The sequence below is a fragment of the Dokdonella aquatica genome (genome assembly GCF_051987395.1).
Classification (GTDB): Bacteria; Pseudomonadota; Gammaproteobacteria; order Xanthomonadales; family Rhodanobacteraceae; genus Dokdonella.
In genome coordinates, this window is record NZ_CP197094.1 from 4,150,932 (window position 1) to 4,177,348 (window position 26,417).

The 26,417-nt window shown below is 69.9% G+C and carries 27 protein-coding genes; 13 read left to right on the forward strand and 14 right to left on the reverse strand.

Translation table 11 applies throughout. From position 1 onward, the window contains the following. Positions 1-20: 20 nt before the first annotated feature. From ACQQ2N_RS18415 to ndk, 4 genes are all read right to left on the reverse strand, one after another. The gene (locus ACQQ2N_RS18415; RefSeq protein ID WP_440223028.1) at positions 21-980 is read right to left on the reverse strand and encodes a helix-turn-helix domain-containing protein; all 960 of its coding nucleotides are present in this window, start codon (positions 978-980) and stop codon (positions 21-23) included. Positions 981-1,093: 113 nt separating this feature from the next. Then, the gene (gene pilW / locus ACQQ2N_RS18420) at positions 1,094-1,903 is read right to left on the reverse strand and encodes a type IV pilus biogenesis/stability protein PilW (RefSeq protein WP_440223029.1); all 810 of its coding nucleotides are present in this window, start codon (positions 1,901-1,903) and stop codon (positions 1,094-1,096) included. Then, entirely contained in the window at positions 1,893-3,005 is a 1,113-nt protein-coding gene (rlmN, locus tag ACQQ2N_RS18425) for a 23S rRNA (adenine(2503)-C(2))-methyltransferase RlmN (RefSeq protein WP_440223030.1), read from the reverse strand. Before rlmN ends, pilW begins: the two co-directional genes overlap by 11 nt. Positions 3,006-3,015: 10 nt before the next feature. Beyond that, positions 3,016-3,441 (reverse strand): nucleoside-diphosphate kinase, encoded by a 426-nt coding sequence (gene ndk, locus ACQQ2N_RS18430; protein ID WP_440223031.1) that lies wholly within the window; start codon positions 3,439-3,441, stop codon positions 3,016-3,018. Between the two features lie 234 nt (positions 3,442-3,675). Between ndk and ACQQ2N_RS18435 the strand changes: the two genes are divergently transcribed. From ACQQ2N_RS18435 to ACQQ2N_RS18445, 3 genes are all read left to right on the forward strand, one after another. Beyond that, a complete protein-coding gene (locus ACQQ2N_RS18435; RefSeq protein ID WP_440223032.1) occupies positions 3,676-4,296 on the forward strand; it encodes a TetR/AcrR family transcriptional regulator in 621 nt (206 codons plus the stop codon). A 79-nt stretch (positions 4,297-4,375) separates the two neighbouring features. Beyond that, complete coding sequence (locus tag ACQQ2N_RS18440) at positions 4,376-6,742, forward strand: 3-hydroxyacyl-CoA dehydrogenase/enoyl-CoA hydratase family protein (protein WP_440223033.1); 2,367 nt, start codon at positions 4,376-4,378, stop codon at positions 6,740-6,742. 91 nt (positions 6,743-6,833) lie between these two features. Beyond that, positions 6,834-8,030 (forward strand): acetyl-CoA C-acyltransferase, encoded by a 1,197-nt coding sequence (locus ACQQ2N_RS18445; RefSeq protein ID WP_440223034.1) that lies wholly within the window; start codon positions 6,834-6,836, stop codon positions 8,028-8,030. Positions 8,031-8,096: 66 nt separating this feature from the next. Here the strand turns inward: ACQQ2N_RS18445 and ACQQ2N_RS18450 are convergent, their stop codons facing one another. Beyond that, positions 8,097-8,453: a tRNA-binding protein gene (locus ACQQ2N_RS18450; RefSeq protein WP_440223035.1), complete on the reverse strand. Its 357-nt coding sequence runs from the start codon at positions 8,451-8,453 to the stop codon at positions 8,097-8,099. Beyond that, positions 8,450-9,310, reverse strand: a complete 861-nt coding sequence (locus ACQQ2N_RS18455) for a hypothetical protein (RefSeq protein WP_440223036.1) — start codon at positions 9,308-9,310, stop codon at positions 8,450-8,452. The genes ACQQ2N_RS18450 and ACQQ2N_RS18455 overlap by 4 nt, the downstream gene beginning before the upstream one ends. A gap of 165 nt (positions 9,311-9,475) precedes the next feature. Between ACQQ2N_RS18455 and ACQQ2N_RS18460 the strand changes: the two genes are divergently transcribed. Beyond that, entirely contained in the window at positions 9,476-9,901 is a 426-nt protein-coding gene (locus ACQQ2N_RS18460) for a hypothetical protein (RefSeq protein WP_440223037.1), read from the forward strand. Positions 9,902-9,908: 7 nt separating this feature from the next. Here the strand turns inward: ACQQ2N_RS18460 and dbpA are convergent, their stop codons facing one another. Beyond that, positions 9,909-11,273, reverse strand: coding sequence for an ATP-dependent RNA helicase DbpA (gene dbpA, locus ACQQ2N_RS18465; protein WP_440223038.1), 1,365 nt, complete (start codon positions 11,271-11,273; stop codon positions 9,909-9,911). 200 nt (positions 11,274-11,473) lie between these two features. On the opposite strand from dbpA, the gene ACQQ2N_RS18470 reads away from it, so the two are divergent. Continuing rightward, the gene (locus tag ACQQ2N_RS18470; RefSeq protein WP_440223039.1) at positions 11,474-12,496 is read left to right on the forward strand and encodes a diguanylate cyclase; all 1,023 of its coding nucleotides are present in this window, start codon (positions 11,474-11,476) and stop codon (positions 12,494-12,496) included. 1 nt (position 12,497) lies between these two features. On the opposite strand, the gene ACQQ2N_RS18475 is transcribed toward ACQQ2N_RS18470, so the two are convergent. After that, positions 12,498-13,043 (reverse strand): CAP domain-containing protein, encoded by a 546-nt coding sequence (locus ACQQ2N_RS18475; protein WP_440223040.1) that lies wholly within the window; start codon positions 13,041-13,043, stop codon positions 12,498-12,500. 190 nt (positions 13,044-13,233) lie between these two features. Here ACQQ2N_RS18475 and ACQQ2N_RS18480 point away from each other — a divergent pair, with 190 nt between their 5' ends. Then, entirely contained in the window at positions 13,234-14,415 is a 1,182-nt protein-coding gene (locus tag ACQQ2N_RS18480) for a benzoate/H(+) symporter BenE family transporter (RefSeq protein ID WP_440223041.1), read from the forward strand. A 9-nt stretch (positions 14,416-14,424) separates the two neighbouring features. On the opposite strand, the gene ACQQ2N_RS18485 is transcribed toward ACQQ2N_RS18480, so the two are convergent. Both ACQQ2N_RS18485 and ACQQ2N_RS18490 read right to left on the reverse strand, forming a co-directional pair. Further along, complete coding sequence (locus ACQQ2N_RS18485) at positions 14,425-15,141, reverse strand: YebC/PmpR family DNA-binding transcriptional regulator (protein WP_440223042.1); 717 nt, start codon at positions 15,139-15,141, stop codon at positions 14,425-14,427. A gap of 121 nt (positions 15,142-15,262) precedes the next feature. After that, complete coding sequence (locus ACQQ2N_RS18490) at positions 15,263-16,183, reverse strand: endonuclease/exonuclease/phosphatase family protein (RefSeq protein ID WP_440223043.1); 921 nt, start codon at positions 16,181-16,183, stop codon at positions 15,263-15,265. Positions 16,184-16,308: 125 nt separating this feature from the next. On the opposite strand from ACQQ2N_RS18490, the gene ACQQ2N_RS18495 reads away from it, so the two are divergent. The 3 genes from ACQQ2N_RS18495 (at position 16,309) to ACQQ2N_RS18505 (ending at position 19,138) form a co-directional block, all read left to right on the forward strand. Next, positions 16,309-17,028, forward strand: a complete 720-nt coding sequence (locus tag ACQQ2N_RS18495; RefSeq protein ID WP_440223044.1) for a hypothetical protein — start codon at positions 16,309-16,311, stop codon at positions 17,026-17,028. 101 nt (positions 17,029-17,129) lie between these two features. After that, the gene (locus ACQQ2N_RS18500; RefSeq protein WP_440223045.1) at positions 17,130-18,221 is read left to right on the forward strand and encodes a serine hydrolase domain-containing protein; all 1,092 of its coding nucleotides are present in this window, start codon (positions 17,130-17,132) and stop codon (positions 18,219-18,221) included. 50 nt (positions 18,222-18,271) lie between these two features. Beyond that, complete coding sequence (locus ACQQ2N_RS18505) at positions 18,272-19,138, forward strand: PhzF family phenazine biosynthesis protein (protein ID WP_440223046.1); 867 nt, start codon at positions 18,272-18,274, stop codon at positions 19,136-19,138. A gap of 42 nt (positions 19,139-19,180) precedes the next feature. Here the strand turns inward: ACQQ2N_RS18505 and ACQQ2N_RS18510 are convergent, their stop codons facing one another. The 4 genes from ACQQ2N_RS18510 to ACQQ2N_RS18525 all read right to left on the reverse strand — a co-directional run bounded on the left by ACQQ2N_RS18510 (position 19,181) and on the right by ACQQ2N_RS18525 (position 23,454). Then, a complete protein-coding gene (locus ACQQ2N_RS18510; RefSeq protein ID WP_440223047.1) occupies positions 19,181-20,860 on the reverse strand; it encodes a DUF4394 domain-containing protein in 1,680 nt (559 codons plus the stop codon). Positions 20,861-21,033: 173 nt separating this feature from the next. Beyond that, entirely contained in the window at positions 21,034-21,948 is a 915-nt protein-coding gene (locus ACQQ2N_RS18515) for an acyltransferase (RefSeq protein WP_440223048.1), read from the reverse strand. Between the two features lie 43 nt (positions 21,949-21,991). Beyond that, positions 21,992-22,627, reverse strand: a complete 636-nt coding sequence (locus tag ACQQ2N_RS18520) for a Pr6Pr family membrane protein (RefSeq protein ID WP_440223049.1) — start codon at positions 22,625-22,627, stop codon at positions 21,992-21,994. After that, entirely contained in the window at positions 22,624-23,454 is an 831-nt protein-coding gene (locus tag ACQQ2N_RS18525) for an aminotransferase class IV (RefSeq protein WP_440223050.1), read from the reverse strand. Before ACQQ2N_RS18525 ends, ACQQ2N_RS18520 begins: the two co-directional genes overlap by 4 nt. Positions 23,455-23,687: 233 nt before the next feature. Here ACQQ2N_RS18525 and ACQQ2N_RS18530 point away from each other — a divergent pair, with 233 nt between their 5' ends. From ACQQ2N_RS18530 to ACQQ2N_RS18545, 4 genes are all read left to right on the forward strand, one after another. Continuing rightward, positions 23,688-24,284: an N-acetylmuramoyl-L-alanine amidase gene (locus ACQQ2N_RS18530; RefSeq protein WP_440223051.1), complete on the forward strand. Its 597-nt coding sequence runs from the start codon at positions 23,688-23,690 to the stop codon at positions 24,282-24,284. Positions 24,285-24,382: 98 nt separating this feature from the next. Further along, positions 24,383-25,252 (forward strand): acyl-CoA thioesterase, encoded by an 870-nt coding sequence (locus tag ACQQ2N_RS18535; RefSeq protein WP_440223052.1) that lies wholly within the window; start codon positions 24,383-24,385, stop codon positions 25,250-25,252. A 10-nt stretch (positions 25,253-25,262) separates the two neighbouring features. Continuing rightward, complete coding sequence (locus tag ACQQ2N_RS18540; RefSeq protein ID WP_440223053.1) at positions 25,263-25,649, forward strand: putative signal transducing protein; 387 nt, start codon at positions 25,263-25,265, stop codon at positions 25,647-25,649. A 40-nt stretch (positions 25,650-25,689) separates the two neighbouring features. Then, entirely contained in the window at positions 25,690-26,409 is a 720-nt protein-coding gene (locus ACQQ2N_RS18545) for an arginyltransferase (protein WP_440223054.1), read from the forward strand. The last annotated feature ends 8 nt before the right edge of the window (positions 26,410-26,417 follow it).

The window sequence follows — 26,417 nt, forward strand, 5'->3', positions numbered from 1 at the left end:
TCGGGAGAAAGCCGCCCGAATCACTCCACGCGCGAGGCGCGCGCGCCGTCGCCGAACACCTTGAGGTGGGCCACGTTCGCACGACGGAACGGTGCGAGGTCGATCGCCTCGCCGTCCGCGACCACCTCGGCACCTTCGGCATTGCCGAGGCGCACCGAGATCGCTCCGTCGGACGCATAGGAGCGCTCTGCGCCGGCGGGGAGAAGGCCGTACTCGAGCTTCTCGCCCGAAGCCGACAGGATCTCCACCCAGCTCGCCTGCTTGAGCCTGAGTATCAGCGTGTGAGTGCCGGTGACGGCAGGCGTCGTGGCCGGCACGGGCGCTGCGGCGGGCGCCTGGGAAAGGCTCGAGAACGGCGCCATCGAGGCGATGATCGGCGCGTCCTCGACCGGCGTGGCCGGCGGCGGGACGGCCGGCGCGGCACCGTCGACGGCGACCGGCTCGATCGTGAGTTCGCTGCGCGCCTGTTCGCGCGCGAGCGTGGTCTGCGGCGGAGCGACGTCGAGCAGCTCCGTGCGTGCGAAGTTCTGCTCGAGCCCGCCGTGCGTGGCCAGCCACACCGCCGGGCCGACGACGAGGCCGGTGAGGATGAGGTACGTGGCACTGACCGAGTAGCGGTCGAGCAGGTAGCGCGAGCGCGACACCGTGCCCGTCGAGACGAGCGGCGCCTGCTCTCCGCGCGTGGCCACGATCTCGTCGGCGAGGGTCACGGGCAAGCCGAGGAGGCGCGAGTAGCTGGTCAGGTAGCCGCGCAGGTACACCGAATGCGCGATGCCGCTGTAGTCGTCTTCCTCGATGCGGCGGATCACGCTGACCTGGAGCTTCAGGCGGTTCGCCACCTCCTCGCGGCTCCACCCTCGATGCTCGCGACCGGCGCGCAGGCGCTGTCCGACCGTCGCGTCGACGTCGGCAGGTGCCGCCGCGACGGCATCCTCCGCACGGGGCTTCGGATCCAGGTTGTCGATGCCGGTCTCACTCACGACTTCAGTCTCCGCACCGAACAGCAATTGGAGCTGTTCTTCGTGATTGTCGTTGCCGCGTCCCGCGCCACACGTTCCCGTCACGCCCCGCCCGGCCTCCCGGCCCGCGGCGGTCATGACGAGGACGGTGCGTCGAGCGAACGCGCCTGTTCCGATTCCGGAAAGTTCTGCCGCAGGCGCCGCGTGTAGTCCGTGGCGGCGTCCGCATTCCCCAACCTCAGCTCGATGTTGCGTCCGAGCAGCAGCGATTCGGGACTCGGCTGGCCGAGCGACTCGTAGCGCTGGATGAACGCACGGGCCCGGAAGAAGTCGTCCTTGCGGTACAACACCATCGCCATCTGGAACAGCGCTTCGGCATTGTCCGGCCCCCGGTCCAAGGCAAGCTTGAGATCCCTCTCGGCCGCATCGAACTTGCCGCCTTTGATCGCACACGTCCCGGCGTTGGTCAAGGCCACGACGGGCGTCTGGTAGAACGGATCCGTGATGGCGCGCTCGAAATACGTCGCCGCCTCGTCGTAACGCCCGATCTTGCACAGGTAGGCGCCGTAGTTGTTCGCCTCCGAACCCGACTTGGGCTTGAGCTGGGTCGCGCGCCGATAGTGTTCTTCCGCGAGCGCCTGCTCGTTGATGGTCTCGTAGAGCACCGCGATGACCGTGTGCGCATCGACGTAGCGCGGATCGTTCTGCAGCGCGCGCGTGAGCTTCTCGAGCGCGAGCTCGAGCTTGCCCTGCGCCATGTACTTCTGGCCGAGTTCGGTGTTGACGCGCGCGGCCTCGGTCTTCGCGGAACCGGCTTCCTTGACCGTGCCGCCAGGCGAGCGCCCGCCCGATGCAGGTCGGGCGCCGCCGTCGCTCGCGCAGCCGGCGAGCAGCATGGCGAACACACCCGCGGCCAGCGGCGGGAGCGAGGCATCACGCGGCATCGGACACCTTTCCATCGAGGCTGCGGCGGAACTCGGCCTGGCGACGCGTGCGGTCGAGGACCTGGCCCTTGAGCTGGCCGCAGGCCGCGTCGATGTCGTCACCGCGCGTGCGGCGGACCATCGTGAGCACGTTGGCGTCGAGCAGGATCTTCTGGAACGCACGGATCGCCGATTCCTCGGAGCGCTCGAAGCGCGTGCCGGTGAACGGGTTGAACGGGATCAGGTTGACCTTGCTCGGCACCTTGCGCATGAGCTTGATGAGCTGGCGCGCGTGCTCGGGCTGGTCGTTGACGCCCTTCATCATCGTGTACTCGAACGTGATCGAGGTGCGCGGGCGGCGCTGCGCGTAGCGGATGCAGGCCTCGAGCAGTTCGGCGATCGGGTACTTCTTGTTGAGCGGAACGAGCTGCGTACGCAGCTCGTCGGTCGGCGCATGCAGCGACACCGCGAGCGACACGTCGCTCTCGTCCGAAAGACGGTCGATCATCGGCACGAGGCCGGCGGTCGACAGCGTGACGCGCTTGTTGGCGAGGCCGAAGCCGAGGTCGTCGCGCATGATGCTCATCGCGCGCACGACGTTGTCGAAATTGAGCAGCGGCTCGCCCATGCCCATCATGACGACGTTGGTGAGCTTGCGCTGATGGTGCGGAACGTTGCCGAGGTGACGCGCCGCGACCCAGACCTGGCCGATGATCTCGGCGGTCGACAGGTTGCGGTTGAAGCCCTGCGTGGCGGTCGAGCAGAACTGGCAGTTGAGCCCGCAGCCGACCTGCGAGGACACGCACAGCGTGCCGCGCGTGCCGTCGGGGATGAACACGGTCTCGATCGCGTTCGCGCCGTCCATGCCGAGCAGCCACTTGTGGGTGCCGTCGCTGGACTGCTTCTCGAACACGACGTTCGGCGGGACGATCTCGGCAACGGCCTCGAGCTTGGTGCGCAAGGCCTTGCCCACGTCCGTCATGAGCGCGAACTCGGTGACGTGGCGGTGGTACATCCACTTCATGACCTGGTCGGCGCGATACGGCTTCTCGCCGGCCTGCGCGAAGAAATCGCGCAGGCCCTGGCGATCCAGGCCGAACAGGTTGGTGCGTGGATCACTCACCGCGGCGGCCTCAGCGCGAGACGACGTCGGTGCTGGCGAAGAAGTACGCGATCTCGACCGCGGCCGTCTCGGCGGCGTCGGAACCGTGCACGGCGTTCGCGTCGATCGAGTCGGCGTGGTCGGCGCGGATCGTGCCCTTGTCGGCCTTCTTCGGATCGGTCGCGCCCATGAGCTCGCGGTTCTTGGCGATCGCGTTCTCGCCTTCCAGCGCCTGGATCATGACCGGGCCCGAGATCATGAATTCCACGAGCGCGTTGAAGAACGGACGCTCGCGGTGCACGGCGTAGAAGCCCTCGGCCTCGGCGCGCGACAGCTGCTTCATGCGCGCGGCGACGACCTTGAGGCCGGCCTTCTCGAAACGGGAATAGATGTCGCCGATGACGTTCTTGGCGACGGCATCGGGCTTGATGATCGAAAGGGTGCGCTCCAGCGCCATGGTTCTTGAGCCTTGATTTTTGCGGGTAAACGAAGCGCCGGCACCTTTGCTGCAATGCAAAGCGGTGACAATCCGGGCAGTTAGCGGACAAATCCGCTGCGCATTCTAGCTGGTTTCCGCGCCGGCTTGCACCCCAAGACTGCGATTTTGTTCGCCTTTCGGGTTTGCCGGACGCTCTGGCCAGGCGTATGATTCAAACGATCGTTTGGACCTCGGACCCGTCGCGACGCCCGCATGAACGCCCCGCACTTCTCGACCAAGGAGCGCATCCTCGACGCCGCCGAGGAACTGTTCGCGCGCAACGGCTTCGCCGGAGCTTCGCTGCGCGAGCTCACTGCGGCAGCCAAGGTCAACCTCGCCGCGGTCAACTACCACTACGGCTCCAAGGACAACCTCGTCAACGAGGTGTTCCGCCGCCGCCTCGACGAACTCAACAGCGAACGCCTGGCCACGCTCGAAGAGGTGCTCGCGAAGCCCTCGCATAAGCTCGAGGACCTGCTCGCCGCGTTCATCCGCCCCGCCCTCTCGCTGTCGATCGACAAACCCGGTGGCGCCACCTTCGTGCGCGTGCTCGCACGCGCCTACGCCGAGCACAACGAGCGCCTGCGCAAGTTCCTGTCCGACAACTACGGCCAGGCACTCAAGGCCTTCGCGGCCGCCCTCGGCGCCTGCCTGCCGCATCTGGACAAGGAAGAACTGTACTGGCGCATCGACATCATCGCCGGTGCGCTGACCTACGCGATGGCCGACTTCGGCGTCATCAAGCGCCGCGCGAGCATGAGCGAGCAGACCTACCGCGAGCGCGCCGCCGAGCACCTGATCCGCTTTGCCGCGGCCGGCCTGCGCGCCGAGTGAACACCCACGCACCCCGTTTCCGCCCGACCCGGGACGCGTCCGCGTCCCGTCCGACCGCTGTCCCTCCCCGAGGTACCACATGACCCATCCGCTTCGCATCCGCAAGGCTGCCGTGCTCGGTGCCGGCGTCATGGGCGCGCAGATCGCCGCGCACCTGACCAACGCCAACGTCGAAACCGTGCTGTTCGACCTGCCTGCCAAGGAAGGTCCCAAGAGCGGCATCGCCCTCAAGGCCATCGCCAACCTCGCCAAGCTGTCGCCGGCTCCGCTGGCCGACGGCACGCGCGCGGCGGCGATCATCCCGGCCAACTACGACGAGCATCTCGACCTGCTCGGCGAGTGCGACCTGATCATCGAGGCGATCGCCGAACGCCTCGACTGGAAGCTCGACCTCTACACGAAGATCGCGCCGCATGTCTCTGATTCTGCTTTCGTCGCGAGCAACACTTCGGGCCTGTCGATCAATGCGCTCGCCGAGGCGCTGCCGGCCGCGCTGCGCCCGCGCTTCAGCGGCATCCACTTCTTCAATCCGCCGCGTTACATGCACCTCGTCGAGCTGATCCCGGCGAAGGACACCGACGCCTCGCTGCTGGCCGGCCTCGAGGCCTTCCTGACCACGACGCTCGGCAAGGGCGTCGTCTACGCCAAGGACACGCCGAACTTCATCGGCAACCGCATCGGCGTGTTCTCGATCCTCGCCACGATGCACCACACCGAGCAGTACAAGCTCGGTTTCGACGCGGTCGACGCGATCACGGGTCCGGCGATCGGGCGTCCCAAGAGCGCGACCTACCGCACCTCGGACGTGGTCGGCCTCGACACGATGGCGCACGTCATCAAGACGATGCACGACACGCTGCCCGACGACCCCTGGCATCGCTACTTCCAGGCGCCGGCGTGGCTCAAGGCGCTCATCGACAAGGGCGCGCTCGGCCAGAAGACCGGTGCGGGCTTCTTCCGCAAGGTCGGCAAGGACATCCACGTCGTCGATCTCGCGAAACAGGACTACCGCCCCGCCACCGAAGGCGCGAGCGACGAGGTCGCGAAGATCCTCGCGATCAAGGCGCCGGCCGAGAAGTTCGCCGCACTGCGCGCCTCGCAGGATCCGCAGGCGCAGTTCCTGTGGGCGATGTTCCGCGACCTGTTCCACTACACGGCCTACCACCTGGCCGACATCGCCGACACCGCGCGCCATGTCGATTTCGCGATCCGCTGGGGCTACGGCTGGAAGCTCGGCCCGTTCGAGACCTGGCAGGCCGCGGGCTGGAAGCAGATCGCGCAGTGGATCGCCGAGGACATCGCGGCCGGCAAGGCCATGAGCGATGCGCCGCTGCCGGCTTGGGTCACCGACGGCCGCGACGGCGTGCACGGCAAGGACGGTTCGTTCTCGCCCGCGACGGGCAGCGACGTGCCGCGCTCGACGGCGCCGGTCTACGCACGCCAGTACTTCCCGGATCCGCTGCTCGGCGAGCGCTTCGACACCGGCACGACCGCGTGGGAGAACGACGGCGTGCGCCTGTGGTCGCGCGGCGGCGACATCGGCATCCTGTCGTTCAAGACCAAGATGAACACGGTCAATGATGCGGTCCTCGACGGCGTGCAGCGCGCGATCGAGGAAGCCGAGAAGACCTTCAAGGGCGTCGTGATCTGGCAGGCCGGCGAGCCGTTCTCGGCCGGCGCCGACCTCAAGGGCGCGCTCGGCCTGCTGCAGGCCGGCAAGGTCGACGCGTTCGACGCGATGGTGTCGAACTTCCAGGCCACGAGCATGCGCATCAAGTACGCGCTCGTGCCGGTCGTCGCCGCGGTGCGCGGCATGGCCTTCGGTGGCGGCTGCGAGTTCCAGATGCACGCGGCCCGCACGGTCGCCGCGCTCGAGAGCTACATCGGCCTCGTCGAGGCCGGCGTCGGCCTGCTGCCCGCGGGCGGCGGCCTCAAGGAGCTCGCGCTGCGTGCCTCGCGCAATCCGACCGGTGACGCCTTCGACGGCATCAAGAAGATGTTCGAGACGATCGCGATGGCCAAGGTTTCGGGCAGTGCGCTCGAGGCCAAGCAGCTCGGCCTGCTGCGCCCCGACGACATCGTCGTGTTCAACGCCTACGAGCTGCTGCACGTCGCGATCGGCACGGCCGCACAGCTCGCCGATGCAGGCTGGCGTCCGCCGCTGCCGGCGCGCGACATCACGGTCGCCGGCGACGTCGGCACGGCCACGCTCAAGATGATGCTCGTCAACATGCTCGAGGGCCGCTTCATCTCGCCGCACGATTTCGAGATCGCGAGCCGCATCGCCGACACCTTGTCGGGTGGCCAGGTGGAACGTGGCTCACAGGTCGACGAGCGCTGGCTGCTGGATCTGGAGCGCAAGCACTTCGTCGAGCTCGCGCAGATGGCCAAGACGCAGGACCGCATCGCGCACACGCTCACGACCGGCAAGCCGCTGAGGAACTGACGATGCGCACGACGCCGGACGCCCCTCACCTCCCCCGTTCCTTCTTCCTGACGCGCCGCGTGCCTGCCAGCATGCGCGCCGGAGATCTCGCATGACCAAGCAGCTCCAGGACGCCTACATCGTCTCCGCCGTGCGCACGCCGGTCGGCAAGGCGCCGCGTGGCGTGTTCCGCAATACACGCCCCGACGACCTTCTCGCGCACGTCGTGCGTGCGGCCGTCGCCGGTTCGCCCGGACTCGACCTCTCGCGCATCGAGGACGCCGTGATCGGCTGTGCAATGCCCGAGGCCGAGCAGGGCATGAATGTCGCGCGCATCGGCGTGCTGCTCGCCGGCCTGCCCAACACGGTCGCCGCGCAGACGATCAACCGCTTCTGCTCGTCGGGTGTGCAGGCGATCGCGCTCGCCGCCGACCGCATCCGCACCGGCGATGCCGACCTCATACTCGCCGGTGGCACCGAGAGCATGAGCATGGTGCCGATGATGGGCCATCGCATCGCGATGAACCCGGCCGCGTTCCGCGACGAGAACATCGCGATCGCCTACGGCATGGGCATCACGGCCGAGAACGTCGCCAGCGAGTGGAAGGTCAGCCGCGAGGACCAGGACGCGTTCGCGCTCGCCTCGCACCGGAAGGCGCTCGCCGCGCAGGCGGCCGGCGAGTTCAAGGACGAGATCGTCCCGTTCACGCTCGACGACCGCTACCCCGACCTGGCCAAGCGCACGATCAAGTCCGACACGCGCACGATCGACGCCGACGAAGGCCCGCGTGCCGACACCACGGCCGAAGGCCTGGCCAAGCTGCGCACGGTGTTCACGGCCGGCGGCAGCGTGACGGCCGGCAACGCCTCGCAGATGTCCGACGGTGCCGGCGCGCTGCTGCTCGCGAGCGAGAAGGCGATCAGGGAGTTCAACCTCACGCCGATCGCGCGCTACGTGTCGTTCGCGGTCGCCGGCGTGCGCCCCGAGGTCATGGGCATCGGCCCGATCGCGGCGATCCCGAAGGCACTGTCACTGGCCGGCCTGACCAAGGACCAGCTCGACTGGATCGAGCTCAACGAGGCGTTCGCCGCGCAGGCGCTCGCGGTGATCCGCGACGTCGACCTCGACGCGTCGAAGATCAACCCGCTCGGCGGTGCGATCGCGCTCGGCCACCCGCTCGGCGCGACCGGTGCGATCCGTGCCGCCACGCTGATCCACGGCCTGCGTCGCCGCAAGCAGAAGTACGGCATGGTGACGATGTGCATCGGCACCGGCATGGGCGCAGCGGGCATCTTCGAAGCGCTCTGATCCCTCCCGCCATCCTGGCCCGATGCCTGCGAGGGCATCGGGCCAGCGGCGATGGCCCGGCCGGCGTTACGCGAGCCGCGTGCCGTTCGGCACCGGGCGTTCGAGCGCGGCGAGCACGATGCCGTCGTCGGTCGGGAAACCGGTCAGCAGGAACTGCGAGCGGAACGGGCCGATCTGCTTCTCGGGGAAGTTGATCACGCCGATGACCTGCCTGCCGACGAGATCCTCGGGCGTGTAGAGGTGCGCGACCTGCGCGCTCGTCTTCTTCTCGCCGTACGGGCCGAAGTCGACCCAGACCTTGTGCGCGGGCTTGCGCGCCTCGGGGAACACCTCGGCACGCACGACCGTGCCCGCGACGAGAAGCACCTTCTCGAAGTCGCCCCACGTGATCGTGTCGACGGGAGCGCCACTCTCCGTGTTCATCGCCTGCCCTCCACCGACACAGCGCGCTCGAGGCCGACCTGGACCCAGCCCAGGTTGACACCGATGCGCGACGACGTCGGATCGGCCCAGGCGTAGACCACGACCGCACCGCTCGCATCCTCGACCACCGACAGCTTGAGCATGTCGGTGCCGCTCTCGCGGTAGGTCAGGCGCTCGAGCAGCAACGAATAGCCCGACGGCTTGCCGTCACGCCACGCCAGCGCGACGCGACCGCCCTCGTTGTCGAGGCGCAGGTCGCGCGACATGTGCCAGTCCGTGTTGTCGGCGGTCGCCTGGCGACCCGCACCGTTGACGGCGGCCCAGCCCGTGAACGCGACCACGCGTCGCGCCTCGCTGCGCGCCTCGGCGCCACGCGCCTGGTCGGCGTACAGGCGCGTGCGCAACCAGTCGCCATCGCGCTCGATCGACAAGGGCAGAAGTGCGGCTTCGGCGCCGAGGCCGGCCGCGATCGAGGCACATGCGGTCGCATCGGCATCGATGCGCAGCTTGCCGGGCTGCACGTTGCCGCGCAGTGCGCAAGCGTCGAGTGGCGTCCACTGCGCGGGATCGAAGGCCTTGCCGAGCGGTGCTCCGGCGCCTCGGTACGGGATCACGGTCACCGCGTCGCCTGCCATGTCCACGCGCAGCACGAGCGTCGACACCAGCGTGCCGGAACCCTCGAAGCGTGTCGTCCAGCCGTACCAGCCCGCGCGCGACAGCGGCACGACCTCGATGCGCACGCGCGGCGACGCCGCGGCACCGGCCTGCCAGACCTGTTCGTGGTTGTCGTACGTACCCGCGAGATCGGCAGAGCCGCCGGTCGCGGCCGTGGCGGGAACCGACGAGCGCCCCGGCATGCTCCCGCAGGCGACGAGCATGGCGGCGGAGGCGAAGAGAGCGCAGGTTCGCGGAAGCGTGGTGTCCATCACGCAAGGATAGACCGGCGCAGGGATTGGGCGATATACGGCACGGCCGCCGCACCGTGCGCCGCTATGCTGCGCGCTTCGCCACGGGGACATCGCATGGCCGACGAGATCCTGCGCGCCGACGCGCGCCTGCGCCGCACGACGATCATCGTGCTCGCCTGCGCGGCGATCCTGCTCGCCGCATCGCTCGTGGCGTTCCACCGCTGGTTCGCCGCGGCGAGCGCCACGGATGCGATCCCCATGCTGATCCTGCGTGTGCGTACCCTGACCGGCATCACGCTGACCGCCGTCGCGGTCTGTCTCGCCGCGCTCGCCTGGCACGCGGCGCGCAGCGCACGCCGCACGCGCACGACCGGACGTTGGCCACCCCTCGGTGCGCGCGTCGTACGCGACACACCCATCCTCGTCGGTGGCGACGCCGCACGCCGCGCGCGCCTGCTCGACGTCACGGCGATTCTGCTCGCGCTTCTTGCGGCAGGCGTCGCCGCACTCGGCATGCAGCTGCTCGCGCTGCTCGGCTGACGGCCTGCTACAAGGGCTGCACGCGGAACGTACGCGCCTTGATGCGCCCTGCACGCAGGCGCTTGAGCGCGGTCGCGGCGAGATCGGTGCGGATCGCCACGTAGGAGCGCGTCGGGAATACGGCGATCTTGCCGACCGCCTTGCCGTCGACGCCGGCATCGCCGGTCAACGCGCCGAGGATGTCGCCGGGGCGCAGCTTGTCCTGTCGGCCACCGTCGATGCGCAGCGTCGCCATCGAGGCGACGAGCGGACCGCCGGTCGACACCGGCAGCGGCGTCCAGCGCACCCGCGTGCCGGTGCGCGACTCGATCGCAGCCATGCGCGGCATCTCGGCCGGCGCGACGAGACTGACCGCGACGCCCTGGCGACCTGCCCGTCCGGTACGGCCGATGCGGTGCACGTGCACGTCGGGATCGGTCGAAACCTCCCAGTTGACCACGAGAGGCAGGTCGTCGATGTCGAGGCCGCGCGCGGCGACATCTGTCGCAACGAGCACGCTGCAGCTGCGGTTGGCGAAGCGCACGAGCGTCTCGTCGCGATCGCGCTGGTCGAGGTCGCCGTGCAACGCGAGCGCGGAGAAGCCCTTCGCGACGAGCCCGTCGGCGAGATCCTGCACGTCGCGGCGGGTGTTGCAGAACACGAGCGCCGACTCCGGACGTTCGGCGCCGAGCACGCGCTCGAGCGCGTCGAAGCGCCGGCGTGCGTCGACCTCGTGGAAACGCTGCTCGACATCGGCGGAGGTCTCGCCTTCGTCGAGCGTGACGCTCGCCGGATCGCGCTGCAGGCGCGCGCTGACGGTACGGATCGACTCCGGGATCGTCGCCGAGAACAGCAGCGTCTGGCGTTCGCGCGGCATCGTCACGACGAGCCCCTCGATCGCCTCGAGAAAGCCCATGTCGAGCATGCGGTCGGCCTCGTCGAGAACGAGGCAGCGCACGCCGTCGAGCGCGAGCGCGCCATGATCCACGAGTTCCTGCACGCGACCCGGCGTGCCGACGACGACGTGCGGCGGATGCGCGAGCGAGGCCAGGTGCGGACGCAGCGGGATGCCGCCGCAGAACGTCGACAGCTTGAGGTTGAGCAGGAATGCACCGAGACGGCGGATCTCGCGCGACACCTGGTCGGCGAGTTCGCGGGTCGGACACAGCACGAGGGCCTGCGGCGCCACCACGGAGAGATCCAGGCGGGCCAGCAGCGCGAGCGCGAACGCCGCGGTCTTGCCGCTGCCGGTGCGGGCCTGGGCGACGACATCGCGACCTTCGAGCATCGGCGGCAAGGCCTGGGCCTGCACGGGGGTCATCGTCGCGTAGTCGGCCGCGGCGACGGCGCGCAACAGGTCGGGAGGAAGCGGGAGCGAACTGAAATCGGTCATCCCGCATGATCGCATGCGGGGACGGCCGAGCGCTCGCCGCGCGCGAGCTGGCGCCCCGTCGGCCTCCCCCCGACGGCCGGCGAACCCGCGACCGTCCGCGTAAACGATTGCAACGTCCGGAAGCGTGTCGCAGGCGGTTTCCGCGCAGGCCCCGGCCATCCTCTTTGCGCTAGCATGACCCCCGGTTCCGGGGGAGCACCGTGGCAGCCACGAGGCGTCGCGATTCGTTTTCGATCCTGCGCGAGACGATGCGGTGGCGCGTCGCGCTCGTGCTCGGCGTGCTCATCACCGTGCTCATGGTCGCGCTCGGCACGCTCAACACGAGCCTCGGCTACACGGACACGGCCTGGCTCGCAGGCGGCATCTTCATCGCCTCGGGTGCCTGTGTCGTCGGCCTTCTGACGCTGCCGCGCCAGCTCGGCGCAACGATCTTCTTCAGCGTGATCGGTGTCGTGCTCGTCGTCGTCATCCCGTTCGGCGCGCTGCACGACAAGCCGATGCAGCACTGGGCCTACATCTTCCCGCCCCTGCTCGTATTCCTGCTCGGCAGCGGGCGGGCTCTGACGGGCATGGTCCTGTACGGGCTTTACACCTGCGCGTTCCTCGTCCAGCAGGTGGCCGCGATCGACGTCGTGCGCTTCGCGAGCGGCTACGGCCTGCTCGTGTGCTTCATCTACACCTACGCGCTGCTGCAGGAGCGCGCTGGCGCGCTGCTGCGCTTCCACTCCGACCACGATGCACTGACCAACTGCCTCAACCGGCGCACCTTCAACGAGGCCATCGACCAGCTCGCCGACAATGCCGGCCCCGCCAGCCGCTGCACGTTCCTGCTCATCGACATCGACCACTTCAAGGCGATCAACGACGAGCACGGCCATCTGGTCGGCGACCGCATCATCACCGAGACGGCTGCGGAGCTGGGCCGGATCCTCGATCCCGGCGTGGCGCTGTTCCGCTACGGCGGCGAGGAGTTCGCGGTGATCCTCTACGACAGCGGCGTGCAGCAGGGCCTCGTGCTCGCCGAGCGCCTGCGCGCCGCCGTCGCGACCGCGGATTTCCGCGACGTCATGGTCAGCGTGAGCATCGGCGTGGCGGAGTGGAACGCCTCGGCTGGCCGCATCGAAGGCGCGGTCGGCGCGGCCGACCGGGCGCTCTACGACGCCAAGCGGCAAGGCCGCAATCGCGTCGTCGCGCACGCACCGGCCTCGTCCGCGTCGCGCTGAGTCAGTAGGGTCGTTCGCCGAGATAGTTGCCGCGCGGTGCGTACTGGCAGACGTAAATCGTCCATGTGCCGCCCCACGGTCCACCGCTGGTACAGACCTGCATGGCGCAGCCGACCGACGTCGTCGATCGCCACACGATCTGCGTGTAGTGGCCGCAGGTCTCGCCGCTCGCGCAGCTGTTGCTCGCGTAGTCGTAGTCCGACGCTTCGGCCACCCACGCCAGCGCAGCCTCGCCCGGCAGACGCACGTCGCCGGTACGCGCGTAGAGGTTCTCACCGACGCCGGGGGTGCTGCTGTGCGACCACAGGCAGCGGTCGGCGGACGCCTGCGCGGTCGCGGCGACGCCGGCGTCCCAGCGCAGCGGCTCCAGTGCAGGATCGGCCGGCGGGGACACGAGTTCGCGTGCATCGTTGTGGATCGCGAGCACCTCGGACCACGTGTCGCCCGCACCGGCAGGCTCGAAGCCGTCGGCGAACACCGCATCGCCTTGCTGCGCGGACGCCGCGTCGGGCGCCATCACGGCCGCGAGCGCGAGCGCGCCGGCCATCCATCTCGTCGTGCGCGTCGGCAAGCACGCTTCCTCTCGTCGGAGCCACCCGGGGTGGCGGGGCGGCGATGCTCGCAGCGGTTTCGTTCACGAAACGTTCGCACGGCGTTGCCACTCCGTCACGCGGCACCTCGCCGCTGGCGACGTGGTGCGCCTGCGCGGACAATGCGCATTTTTCGGGGAATCCGCCTTGAGTCGACCGAGCCTGCTGCGCGATGCCTCGCCGTCCGCGATCGTCGCCGGTTTCGTCACCGTCCTCGTCGGCTTCGCGAGCTCCGCGGTGATCGTGTTCCAGGCCGCGCGCTCGCTCGGCGCCGACGACGCGACGATCGCCTCGTGGATGTGGGCGCTGGGCCTTGGCATGGGCGTCACCTGCATCGGACTGTCCCTGCGCCATCGCATGCCGGTGGTGACCGCGTGGTCGACGCCCGGCGCGGCGATGCTGATCGGCACGGCCACGGCGGTCCCGCTGGCCGAAGCGACGGGGGCGTTCCTCGCCTGCGCGATCCTCATGGCGGCCTGCGGCTTCTCGGGCGTGTTCGAGCGCGCGATGCGACGCATCCCGATCGCGCTGGCCTCGGGCATGCTCGCCGGCGTGCTGCTGCGCTTCGGGCTCGACCTGTTCGGCGCGATGCAGGCGCGCCCGGGACTCGCCCTCGCGATGTTCGCGACCTGGCTGGCGATGCGGCGGCTGTCGCCGCGCTACGCGGTGATCGCGACGCTCGCGGTCGGCGTCGCCATCACGGCGCTCGACGGCACGCTGCATGTCGAGGTCGTTCACCTCGAGCTCGCAAGCCCCGTGTTCACGCTGCCGGCGTTCTCGTGGCAAGCCATGATCGGCATCGCGCTGCCGCTGTTCGTCGTGACGATGGCCTCGCAGAACGTGCCCGGCGTCGCGGTGATCCGCGCCTCGGGCTACGCCGTGCCGGTGTCGCCGACGATCGGCTGGATCGGCGTCACCAATGCGGTGCTCGCACCGTTCGGCGCCTACGCACTCAACCTGGCCGCGATCACCGCGGCGATCTGCATGGGCCGCGAAGCTCACGAGGACCCGACGCGCCGCTACGTCGCCGCGGTCGCGGCCGGCGCGTTCTACATCGTCGTCGGCCTGTTCGGAGCGACCGTGGCCGCGCTGTTCGCGGCATTCCCGAAGGAACTCGTCATGGCCATCGCCGGCATCGCCCTGCTCGGCACGATCGGCAACAGCCTTGCCGCGGCCCTGCACGAGGAAAGCGCGCGCGAGGCCGCGCTCGTGACCTTCCTCGTGACCGCTTCGGGCCTCGTGCTGTGGGGCGTCGGCTCGGCCTTCTGGGGCCTCGTCGCGGGCGCGATCACGCTGCTCGCACTGCGCCCGCGCGCGTCAGGTGTCTGAGACCGTCGCTTATTGCGGCAGCGTGGCGTTGTGGTAGACGTCCTGGACGTCGTCGAGCTCGTCGAGCCACTCGAGCAGGTCGGCCATCGTCTCGGCGGCGTCGCCGGTCACCGCGACGCGGTTCTCGGGACGCATCACCACATCGGCCGAGACCGGCTCGATGCCTGCGTCGACCAGCGCCTTCTTGACCGCTTCGAACTGGTCAGGCGCGCACAGCACGGTGCTCTGCCCGGCCTCGGCCTGCACGTCGTCGGCGCCGGCGTCGAGCGCGAGCTCGAGCACGCGGTCCTCGGCACCTTCGGCCGAGGTGTCGACGACGATCTCGCCGACGCGCGCGAACTGGAACGCGACCGAGCCGCTGGTGCCGAGGTTGCCGCCGTGCTTGCCGAGCGCGTGGCGCACGTCGGCCACGGTGCGCACGGGATTGTCGGTCATCGTGTCGATGATCAGCGCGACGCCCGACGGGCCGTAACCCTCGTAGCGCAGCTCCTGCATGTTGTCGGCGCCGTCGGCACCCGAGCCGCGCTTGACCGCACGCTCGATCGTGTCCTTGGACATGTTCGAGGACAGCGCCTTGTCGATCGCGATGCGCAGGCGCGCGTTCGCGGACGGATCGGCGCCCTGGCGCGCGGCGACCGTGATCTCGCGGATCAGCTTGGTGAAGATCTTGCCGCGACGCGCGTCCTCGGCATTCTTGCGGCCTTCGATGCTCGGGCCTCTGCCCATGGGGATACCTGCTCGGTGTCGGTGGCGGAGCGGGCGGCACGCGCGGGCGCGCGGCCACCGGCCGGAAACGGGGCGCAAGGGTAGCCAGTCGCGGCGCGCTTCTCCAGTGCGCGCGACCGAGTCAGTCGAGGCGGACCGCGATCGGGCAATGATCCGACGGGTGCTCGGCCTCGGGCACGCCGTAGGCGAATTCCTCGAACGAACCGGCCTGCATGCGCGCCGCCGCCTGCGGATCGAGCACGATGTGGTCGATGTAGTCGGGGAAGCGCTGCTTGCAGGTGGCGCCGCGGCCACCCGCGGCATCGGTCAGCGCGCGGCCGGCCGGCATGGCCTCTCCGAGCTGCTTCCAGACCGGGTCGCCGGCCAGCGCGAGGCGACGGTTCCAGTCGCCGAGGATCGCGAAAGCGGTGCCTTCGGCCGCGCGCGCCTCGATCCAGTGCTGCAGCACGGGCACCTGGTCGAACAGCACCTCGCAGGCCTCGCCGCTGTCGCCGCGCGCACAGCCGCTCTTGAGATGCACGCCGAGCAGGCGCACCGGCTCGCCGCGCGCGATCGTCACGTCGACGCCCCAGCGCAGGTCCGGGTTGCCGACGCCGAGCGCCTCGAGGTCGGGATTGCGCGCGAACGCGATGCCCTTGCGGATCGCGAGGCCGACGCTCTGGCGGCGGATCGTCAGGCCGCCGGCATCGCCGCCGCGGCGGCACGGGCCATGACGGCCGCTGTCGGGACGTGTGGACATGACGACGACATAGCGGTCCGGCGTGAACACGCGCTCGGCCGCAGCCTGCGACTCGACCTCCTGGAACACCACGACATCGGCATCGAGCGTCGCGGTATAGGCGCGCAACGCGGCGTAGTCGGGCTCGGTGCGCGGCTTGCAGCCGGTACCGTCGGTCTCGGCGAGGTGCTCCATGTTCCAGCTCGCGATCTTGAGCGGGGCCGCAGCAGAGGATGCAGGAGGCGCGTCGCGACGCGGGGTGGTGCCGCAGGCGGCGAGGAGCAGGACGAGGCCGGCCAGCAGGCCGGCGTAGGACTTCTTCACGACAAGGTTTCCGATGAGACGGTGCGCGCGCCTGTGTAGCCGCCCCGGCGCGGAATGTCCACCCTCGGGCACGCCCGGCTTGCGCGTCGCGTACCATCTCGCCCCCTGCCAAGCCCCTGTCGCCGATGCCCACCGCACGCATGCCGCTGCTCGACACCGCACCGATTCCGGGTGGCGGCGAATTGCGACTGTTCCGTGACGGCGCGCACTTCACGATCAAGATCGCGGGTCACGGCGGCGACCTCATGTCCACGCGCATGCACGGCTCGGAGGATGCACTCGCCCACATCGGCTGCGCACCGATCGCGTCGCGCGCGGGCTCCCGCGTGCTCGTCGGCGGGCTCGGCATGGGCTTCACGCTCGCGGCCGCGCTGGGCGATCTGCGCGACGACGCCGAGGTGACGGTCGCTGAACTCGTTCCCGGCGTCGTGATGTGGAACCGCGGCGAGCTCGGCGAGCACGCCGGCCGGCCGCTGGACGATCCGCGCACGCGCGTCGTCGAAGGCGATGTCGGGCGCCTCATCCGTTCGTCCACGCGCGTATGGGACGCGATCCTGCTCGACGTCGACAACGGCCCCGAGGGACTCACGCGCCGCGACAACGACGCGATCTACTCGGCAGCAGGGCTCGCCGCCGCGCATGCCGCGCTGCGCGAGGGCGGCGTGCTCGCCGTGTGGTCGGCGCATGCCGATCCCGCGTTCACGACGCGCCTGCGCCAGGCCGGCTTCGCGGTCGACGAGGTTCCCGTGCGCGCGCATGCGGGGCGTGGCTCGCGTCACCGCGTGTGGGTCGCGACACGTGCCAGGGCCGCGACCGGCGCGACAGCTCCGCCACGTCGCCGCTGAGCGCGCGCCGAGGACGCACGTTCCGCGCGGCCTCGACCTTCACGTCAACCGAAGCCGCGCCCGAGCGTTGCCTGACGACATCCCGCCAAGGAGTCGCGCCGATGCCCCGTGTGCCGCTGTGGATCCTGCTCGTTCTCGCCACGCCGTCCGCGCACGCAGTCGAATGCCGATTCGACGACGCCCATGCGCGCTTCGCCGCGCTCGTCGCGAGCGAAGGCCTGCCCGGCGGCGGCATGCTCGTCGGCACGACACAAGGTGTGCTCGCCGAGCGCTATCTAGGCAGCTATACGCCACAGACCGTGATCGCGCTCGCGTCGGCGAGCAAGCTCGCGAGCGCGGTGCGCATCGCGCAGGTGATCGAACGCGGTGAGGCGGGCCTCGACACGCCCGTGTCGACCTACCTCCCCGCCTTCACGGGCGAGAAAGGCACGATGACGCTGCGCCGCATGTTCAGCCACACGGCCGGCTACGGCGGTGACGAAAGCGCGCCCGTGCTCGGCGACGACACGATCACGCTCGCCGAAGCCGTGCAACGCATCGCCTGCTGCCGGCCGTTCGAGAGCGGCTACACGATGGGCGGCCAGTTCGCCTACGGCGGCATCTCGATGCACGTCGCCGGGCGCGTCGCCGAAGTGGTCGGCGGCGGCGACTGGGAGCAGCGCTGGCGCAGCGAGGTCGGTGCACCGCTCGGCATCACGACGATCGACTGGCAAGGCCTCGGTCCGACCGCGAACTACCGCATCTCGGGCAGTGCGCAAAGCAGCCTGCCCGACTACGGGCGCCTGCTGCACATGCTCGCCAACCGCGGCCGCGGCGACGGCGTGCGTGTGCTGAAGCCTGCCAGCGTGCGGCTCATCGTCGAGGACCAGGTCGGCGACCGGCCGATCGCCTACGCGCCCAACAACGCGGTGGCGCCGATCCGCTACGGTCTCGGCAACTGGATCGCGCCGGGACCGCAAGGCGAGCCGACGTTCTCGCACAGCCTCGGCGCGTTCGGCTTCTTCCCGTGGTTCGACACCTCGCGCGGCCTCTACGGCGCGTTCATGATCCGCAGCGGCGCCGGCATCAACGACCAGGCCTTCCCGGTCTATCTGCAGATGGTCGCCGACATCACGGCGCGCGTCGATGCGGGTGGCTGCACGCCGATCACGCCGAGCGACGAGATCTTCGTCGAGACCGTCGACGCAGGCTGACGGCACGTGGCGGATGGCATGATGCCGGCCCGATCTTGCCGAGCCGAACCATGCCGCCGCGACCGTTCCTGCAACTCGACGTGTTCACCGACCGCGCCGGCGCCGGCAATGCGCTCGCGGTCGTGCTCGACGGCGACGGCTTCGACACGGCCACGATGCAGCGCTTCGCGGCATGGACCAACCTGTCCGAAACGACGTTCCTGCTGCCGTCGACCGATGCAGGTGCGGACTACCGCGTGCGCATCTTCACGCCGCGCCAGGAACTGCCGTTTGCCGGCCATCCCAGCGTCGGCAGCGCATTCGCGGCGCTCGACGCCGGCCTCGTCGTGCCTCGTGACGGCCGCCTCGTGCAGCAGTGCGCCGCCGGCCTGCTGCCCGTGCGCATCGACGGTGAAGGCGCCTCGCGTCGCGTCCACGTGCGCGCACCGCGCGCGAGCTGGCGCGATGCCGACGCGGCCGAGCGCGAAGGCCTGCGCATCGCGCTCGCCGGAGCGGACGTCGGCACGCCGCGCCTCGTCGACAACGGCCCGCTGTGGTGGTGCGTCGCGATGCGCGACGAAGCCGCGGTGCGCGGACTCGTACCCGATCTCGCCGCGATGGCCGCCTTCACGCTCGGCAACGCGGCGGTCGGCGTCGCCGTGTACGCCGCGACCGGCGGCGATCCGGCGGTGGTCGTACGTGCGTTCTGCCCGGCCGACGGCATTCCGGAGGATCCCGTCACCGGCAGCGCGAACGCGGCGATCGGCGCGCTGCTCACGGCCGATGGCGTGCTTGCGGACCTCGGCACCCCCTATCGCGCGAGCCAGGGCCGCGAAGTCGGCCGTGACGGTGTGGTCGAGGTCGGCATCGACGCCGATGGCGAGGTCTGGATCGGCGGCCGCTGCGTGGTCGCGATCCGCGGCACGCTGGACTGGTGATGCACGCCCGGCCGCGCCATGCGGCGCGACCGGGAGACCGCATCAGCCTCGGCGTGTCGACGCGTGTCGACGCAGCGTGAAGGCTCCTCCCGCCATCAGCAGCGTGACGAGCGCGAGCATCGCCCAGCGCGCATCGAGCGGCAGCGGCACGGCGTCGCCATCCGGACCGCCCGGTCCGCCGATGACGGCGCTCGTCACGGCGAGGCCTCGCAGCGCAGGATTGCCGCCGACCGCACCGACCGGCGTGGCCGCACCCGAGATCAGGTCGATGACGTGGAACGTCGTCGTGCCTCCGCTGGCGAGCGCCGCGTACGCGGTGTTCGTCGCCCCGTCGCTGAGGATGTCGAACCCGCCCGGCGCATCGAACGCGGCACCGAGGGCACCGATCGGCACGAGCGTGCCTGCATTGGGCGGGTTCTGCAGGACCAGCGCGTCGCTGCCGGCATCGAGCACGTACAGGCCCGTGCTCGTCGCACCGGGTGCACTGAAGGTGTAGGCCGCCCCGGCGACCTGCGGTGCCGCCGGATTGATCGAACCGTCGACGATCGCTTCGCCCGTGGCGACGTTCACGCGCAGGTTCTGCCCCGTGTTGCTCACCACACGCAGGCGGTCCACGGTGGGATTGAAATCGATCGCGAACACGCCGCCATTCGGCGCGACCGACAGCTGCGCGCCCGGCGTGGCCACGCCCGTGGCGGGATCGACCACGTAGAGGCGCCCGGACGACGCCAGCGCGTAGAGCTCGCCGGTGGCAGGACGGAAATCGATGTCGAGCAGCGAATCGCCACCCGCCAGACCCGTGACCGGAAGCACCGATCCCGCGCTCGCGGGGGATGCGGTCGGGAAACGTACGAGGCCGTTGGCCGCGTCGAGGCCGACCGCGGTACCCGACAGCGCGGGCGCGCCGGCGACCGGCGACGGGCTCGACGTCAGTCCCACGATCACCGGATTGCCGGCGAGATTGCCGACCACGGTCGCCGCGCCGTTCGCGAGATCGATCGTGTACAGCGCGGTCGTGCCGGCGACGCGCAGCACGGCGTACGCCGTGTTGCCGCCACCCACCGACAGCACGTCCAGGCCGGTACCGTCCTCGATCGTCACGCCGAGCGGACCGACCACACTGACCGTACCGTCGTTCGGCGGCGCCTGCAGCAGCAGCTGATTGCCGGCGCGATCGATGTCGTACAGCGCAGTGGTCGTCGCGCCCGCGACACTGTTCGTGTAGCCGACCGCCACCACCTGCGGGCCGGCAGGGTTGATCGATCCGTCCAGTGTCGTCGCGCCGGTGCCCACGTCGATGCGAAGGCTCTGGCCGTTGTCGCTGACCACGCGCAGACGGTCGGCGACCGGATTGAAGTCGACGCCGAACCGGATGCCGCTCGGCGCCTGCGTCAGTACCGCGACCTGGGTCGCCTGCGCGGTCGAGGGATCGATCGTGTAGAGGTTGCCCGACGAGGCCAGGCCGTACAGCACGCCCGTGGCCGGGCGGATGTCGATGCCGACGAGGTCGTCGCCGGCGGCGAGGCCTGCAATCGGCTGCGCCGACGGCGCCGATGCCGGCAACGTGGCCGAGAACCGCACCAGCACGTTGGCATCGGTGAGGCCGAGCAGCTCCTGGGCGAACGCATCGCCGCCGAACAGGAACGCGACGAGCAAGGCGCAACGGCTGCGCAGCGAAACGAGCGTGGAAACGGGTGTCGTGACGACACGGTGGATCGGCATGGCGCACTCCCTGGTGAGGACGGGCGATGACCCGCGCCCCGCGCGGGTCATCAGGGAGGCGTACGCGCCGTGCCGCGATGCGGATGCACCCCGCCCTGCGCGATCGGCAGGAACGTGACGCGCATCACACCGGGACGCGCGGGCGGTTCAGATTGCGCGGAAGACCGGGGTGGTCAAGGTGCCGATGCGGATGCGGTTCCGCGGGACTTCAACGCCTCGATGCGCGCGTCCTTGGCCGCCCACAGCGCATTGACCCAGGCCTGGAAGCGTTCGCGGAACGCCTCGTCGTTCTCGTAGTCCGCGCCGACGAACTCGGCCGGGACCGGCTGCACGTCGACGTGCACGACGACCTCGCGCACGCGACCGGCCATGAGATCGACCACGCTGGGCTGACCGTTCGGATAGACGATCGTCACGTCGACGATCGCCTCGAGCATGTCGCCCATCGCGCCGAGCACGAGACCGATGCCGCCCGCCCGTGGACGCAACAGGTGAACGTACGGCGACGCCTGCTGGTCGTGCTTGGCCGGCGTGAAGCGCGTGCCCTCGACGAAGTTCATGACCGAGACGGGTAGCTGGCGGTACTTCGCACAGGCGCGCCGCGTCGCCTCGGTGTCCTTGCCTCGCAGCTCCGGGCGCTTCTCGAGCAGCGCGCGCGAGTAGCGTTTCATGAACGGGAAATCGAGCGCCCACCACGCGAGGCCGAGGATCGGCACCCACACGAGCTCGCTCTTGAGGAAGAAGCGCAACAGCGGGATGCGGCGGTTGAACGCCTTCTGCAGTACCGGGATGTCGACCCAGCTCTGATGGTTGCAGAGCACGAGGTACCAACCGTCGTGACGCAGCCCTTCACCGCCTTCGACGCGGATGCGCGTGCCGCCGAGGCTCGCGATCAGCGCACTGTTGACAGCGATCCAGCTCTCGCCGATCGCCGCGATCGCGAGCGACAGCGTGCGCCGCACGCCGGCAATCGGCAGCAGCAGCTTGACGATCGCGAGCGCGAACAGCGGGATGCAGTGCGCGACCGTGTTGAGCACGATCAGCGTGAACGCGAGCGCGACGCGCGGGATCAGGAGCAGCTGCGGCATGGACGTCCGGATGACCTAGGGTCGCCCACAGTAGCAGCGAACCTCAGCCGCCTGCACGCGCGCGCAGGCGATCCGCCCCGAGCACGATCAGGCCGACGACCAGGAATACCCCGGCCACGGCCAGTGCATTGACGAACGCCCGGTTCGCGCCGAGCACGCCGACGTCGATGAACGGGTACGGATACGCACCGAGCCAGGCCCCGCGTGCGAGGACCAGAGCGAGGTAGGCGGCCGGCCAGGCCAGCCACCAAGCCACGTGTGCGAGGCGCAGTCCGCCGCGCGGTCGCGAGCACGCCCACCATGCGAGATACGCCAGCGGCACGACCGCGTGCAGCAAGGTGTCGGCGACATGCTGCCAGCCCGTCGGCTGCCACAGCGCGGCGAGCACCGTCACGTAGATGAGCCCGGTCACGCCGATGTAGACCGCGACCGCACCGCGCACGCCCTCGCCGAGGAGCCGCGCGGGCCGGTCGGCGACCGCGGCCGTCGTCACGACGGCGACCATGAGGTTGCTCAGGATCGTGAAGTAGCTCAGGAACTCGAGCGTGGCGAGCGCGACACCGGACGTCTCGCGCTTCGCGGCGACGAGCAGGCCGTATTGCAGGCCGAGCGCGAACGCGGCCGTCGCCGCGACGAGCGCGGCCGCAACACGCCGCAGGTGATCACCACGAGCACTCATGGCCGCTCCAGAGGCTGGGAAGCATACGCGGCGCGCACGAGCTCGAGCGCAGCCTCGTCACGCGCCAGGACGACGCCGTCGATCGCGGCGATCGCACAGGCCGGTGTCGACGAATTGCAGACGAACGCGGTCCGGAAGCCTTTCGCGTCGTCTAGCGTGATCTCGCGCGACACCACCTCGATGCCTCGCGCACGCAGTCCGCGCGTGATCACCTGCTGGGTGATGCCGTGCAGGGCCGGCGCGTTCGGCCAGACCACGCGCGCGCCGTCCCGGAAGCCGACGTTCCAGATCGAGGCCTCGGAAACCGCCCCGGCGCGCGTCGTGAACAGCACGTCGTCGGCACCGGCCAGGCGCGCTTCGCGCACGCGGTGGAACAGGTCGAACGTGCCGACGTGCTTGATATGCGGCGCGGCGCGCTCGTGCGCGACGGCACGCAGGCGCAGCGGCGCCTCGTGCGGCCCGCGAGGATCCGAGGCCGCGACGAGCACATCGGGCGCAGACGTGCGCTCGGGACGGGTTCGGTCGAACGCGCGCGAGAACACGGTCACGCGCAGGGACATGTCGGCGTCGCCGGCGATCGCCTGGCGCAGCAGCAGGCGCACCGTGTCGGGTTCGAGCGGCATGCCGAACAGTTCGCGCGTCGCTGCGTCGAGCCGCGCAAGATGCAGGTCGAGCCCGCGCACGCCGCCGTCGCGCACCTGCATCGAGGTGAAATGGCCGTAGTTGACCTGCGCGAGCCGCGCGAGCGCCGCCGCGTCGGCGACCTCGCCATTGAGTTCGATGCGGTCGATCGTCATCGGCACATGCTCCCCGTCGGCGCGCAGCATGCCAGAACACCCGAGATCCCGGATCAGGTTGAAGACCGGGGTCAGTTTCATTTTTTCTGTTGCACAAGATCCGGTATGGGGTCAGGTTCATTTTTCCCGAAGTGCCGTTCCGCTCGAACGGACATGTACGAAGAAAACGAACCTGACCCCACGCCAAGGAACGGTGCGTCGGGAAAAATGAACCTGACCCCAGCTCCGGCCCGCGGCTCTGCCGGCAAAATGAACCTGACCCCATGCCGTGCGACACTCGCGACATGAGCGAACTCGCGATCCAGGACTGGCCCCTGCCGTACGAGGCGCGCCTCGACGCGCGTGCACGCGCCACCGTCGATCTCGTCGTCATGCACTGCACGGAGCTGCCCGACCTCGCGATCGCCCGCGAGTACGGCGAGCGCGTGCGTTACGAGGTGTCGCAGACCGGCAACAGCGGGCACTACTACGTCGACCGTGACGGCAGCACGTTCCGCTTCGTCGCCGACACGCGCGTCGCCCACCACACGGCCGGCTTCAATCCGCGTTCGATCGGCATCGAGATGGTCAACCTCGGGCGCTATCCGGACTGGACCGACTCGCGCCGCCAGGCGTTCACCGAGCCTTACACCGCCGCCCAGATCGACGCCCTGCTCGCGCTGCTCGCACGTCTGCGCGCCGACCACCCGAACCTGCGCTGGATCGCCGGCCACGACGAGCTCGATCGGCGCACCGAGCCGGCCAGCGACGATCCGGCGATCCATCTGCCGCGCCGCGTCGATCCGGGTCCGCTGTTCCCGTGGCCGCGCGTGCTGGCCGAAAGCGGCCTCAGGAAGCTCGTGCCCGACAGCGGAGACTGATCTCCGCAACGGCCCGGACCGCGCCGGATCGCCCGCCTCCCGCACGAGCGCGCACGACACAGCCGCTATACTGGCCCGCCCATTCGTGCGCAGGCTCCATGGCCGTTCCCGTCGTCCGCGAACTCATCACGCTGCTGCAGCTCGAGCGGCTCGAGGACAACCTGTTCCGCGGCCAGAGCCGCGACATCGGCACGCGCTACGTGTTCGGCGGCCAGGTGCTCGGCCAGGCCTTGTCGGCCGCCCAGCAGACCGTCGACGGCGACCGCTCGGCGCACTCGCTGCACGCCTACTTCCTGCGGGCGGGCGACGTCGAGGCGCCGATCATCTATTCGGTCGAGCGCACGCGCGATGGCGGCAGCTTCTCGGCACGCCGCGTCGTCGCGGTCCAGCACGGCCAGACGATCTTCGCGATGACGGCGTCGTTCCACGTCGCCCAGCCAGGCGCCGAGCACCAGTTCCCGATGCCGCTCGTGCCGAAGCCCGAAGACCTGCCGGTCGTCGACCTGATCCCGCCCGACGACCTCGCGCGCGTGCCGGCCCAGACCAGGCGCTGGCTCAGCAACGCCGGCCCGTTCGAGTTCCGCCACGTGCACCCGCGCAACGAGGCCAACCCGACGCGCCAGCCGCCGTACCAGAACGTGTGGTTCCGCCTCGTCGACGAGGTCCCCGAGGGCGACGTGCTGCACCGCTCGCTGCTCGCCTACGCCTCGGATTTCCACCTGATCGGCACGACCACGTTCCCGCACGCGATCTCCTATCTGCAGCCGAACGTGCGCATGGCCAGCCTCGACCATGCGCTGTGGTTCCACCGGCCTTTCCGCGTCGACGAATGGCTGCTGTACAGCTGCGACAGCCCGAGCGCGCAGGACTCGCGCGGTCTCGCCCGCGGCATGATCTACACGCGCGACGGCACGCTCGTCGCCTCGACGGCGCAGGAAGGCATGATCCGCGTCACGCCCGAAGCCTGAGGACCCCACGATGCGCCAGATCTACACCTCGCCCCGCCAGGAGAACGTCAAGCGCGTGGTCGCGCTGCTCGGCGAGGCCGGCATCGAGACCTCGATCCAGAACCGAAATTCGTGGCAGGGCGGCGCCTGGAAGCGGTTCAGCTATTCCGAGCGAAAGGACGGCGAAGCCTGGCCACAGGTCTGGGTCACCCACGCCAACGATCAGGCGCGCGCCCGCGAGGTCCTTCGCGAAGCGGGTCTGGAACCTGCGACACGGTTCGCCGACGAGCTGGCGGCCGCGCGCACGCTCGACACCGTGCGCCGGCACCGGGCCAGCTCGACGCGCCTGCGCATGGTCCTGCTCGGCCTGATCGCGGGCGTGGTCGTGCTGATCGGGATTTCATATCTGTCGTCCTGATCGCAGTTGCGGGGGGCCGTGCCCTGATTAGAATCCGCCCATGCGCTCCGACGTCGTCCGCCTCTTCCAGACCCTGCCGCACCCCTGCGGCTACTTCGCCGACCGCACCGCACAGAACCTCGTCATCGATCCGAGCGTGCCGCAATTGCCGGCGCTGTACGAGCACGGCCTGCAGCGCGGTTACCGCCGCGCCGGCGGCCACGTCTACGTGCCGCATTGCATGGGCTGCCGCGCCTGCGTGGCCTGCCGCATCCCGGTGGCCACCTTCGAACCCGACCGCAGCCAGCGCCGCTGCCTGCGCCGCAATGCGGACGTCGAGGTGTCGGTCTGCGAAGCCGGCATCAACGACGAACGCTACGCGCTTTACGGGCGCTACCTGCAGGAGCGCCATCGCGACGGCGGCATGGACGACGTCCATCCCGAGGATTTCCCGCGCTTCCTGTTCACGACCTGGAGCCCGACGCGCTTCGTCGAGTTCCGCGTCGAGGGGCGCCTCGTCGGCGTCGCCGTCACCGACGTCTGCGCGAGCGGTCTGTCGGCCGTCTACACGTTCTTCGATCCCGCCGAGCACGCCCGCGGGCTCGGTACGTTCGCGATCCTGAGCCAGATCCGCCTTGCCGCCGAATGGGGCATCGAGCACGTCTACCTCGGCTTCTGGATCCGCAACCACCCGAAGATGGACTACAAGGCGCGTTTCCGCCCGCTCGAAGTGCTGCACCTCGGCAACTGGCGCAACATCGAATCGCTCGACATGGACTGAGCGCGCGC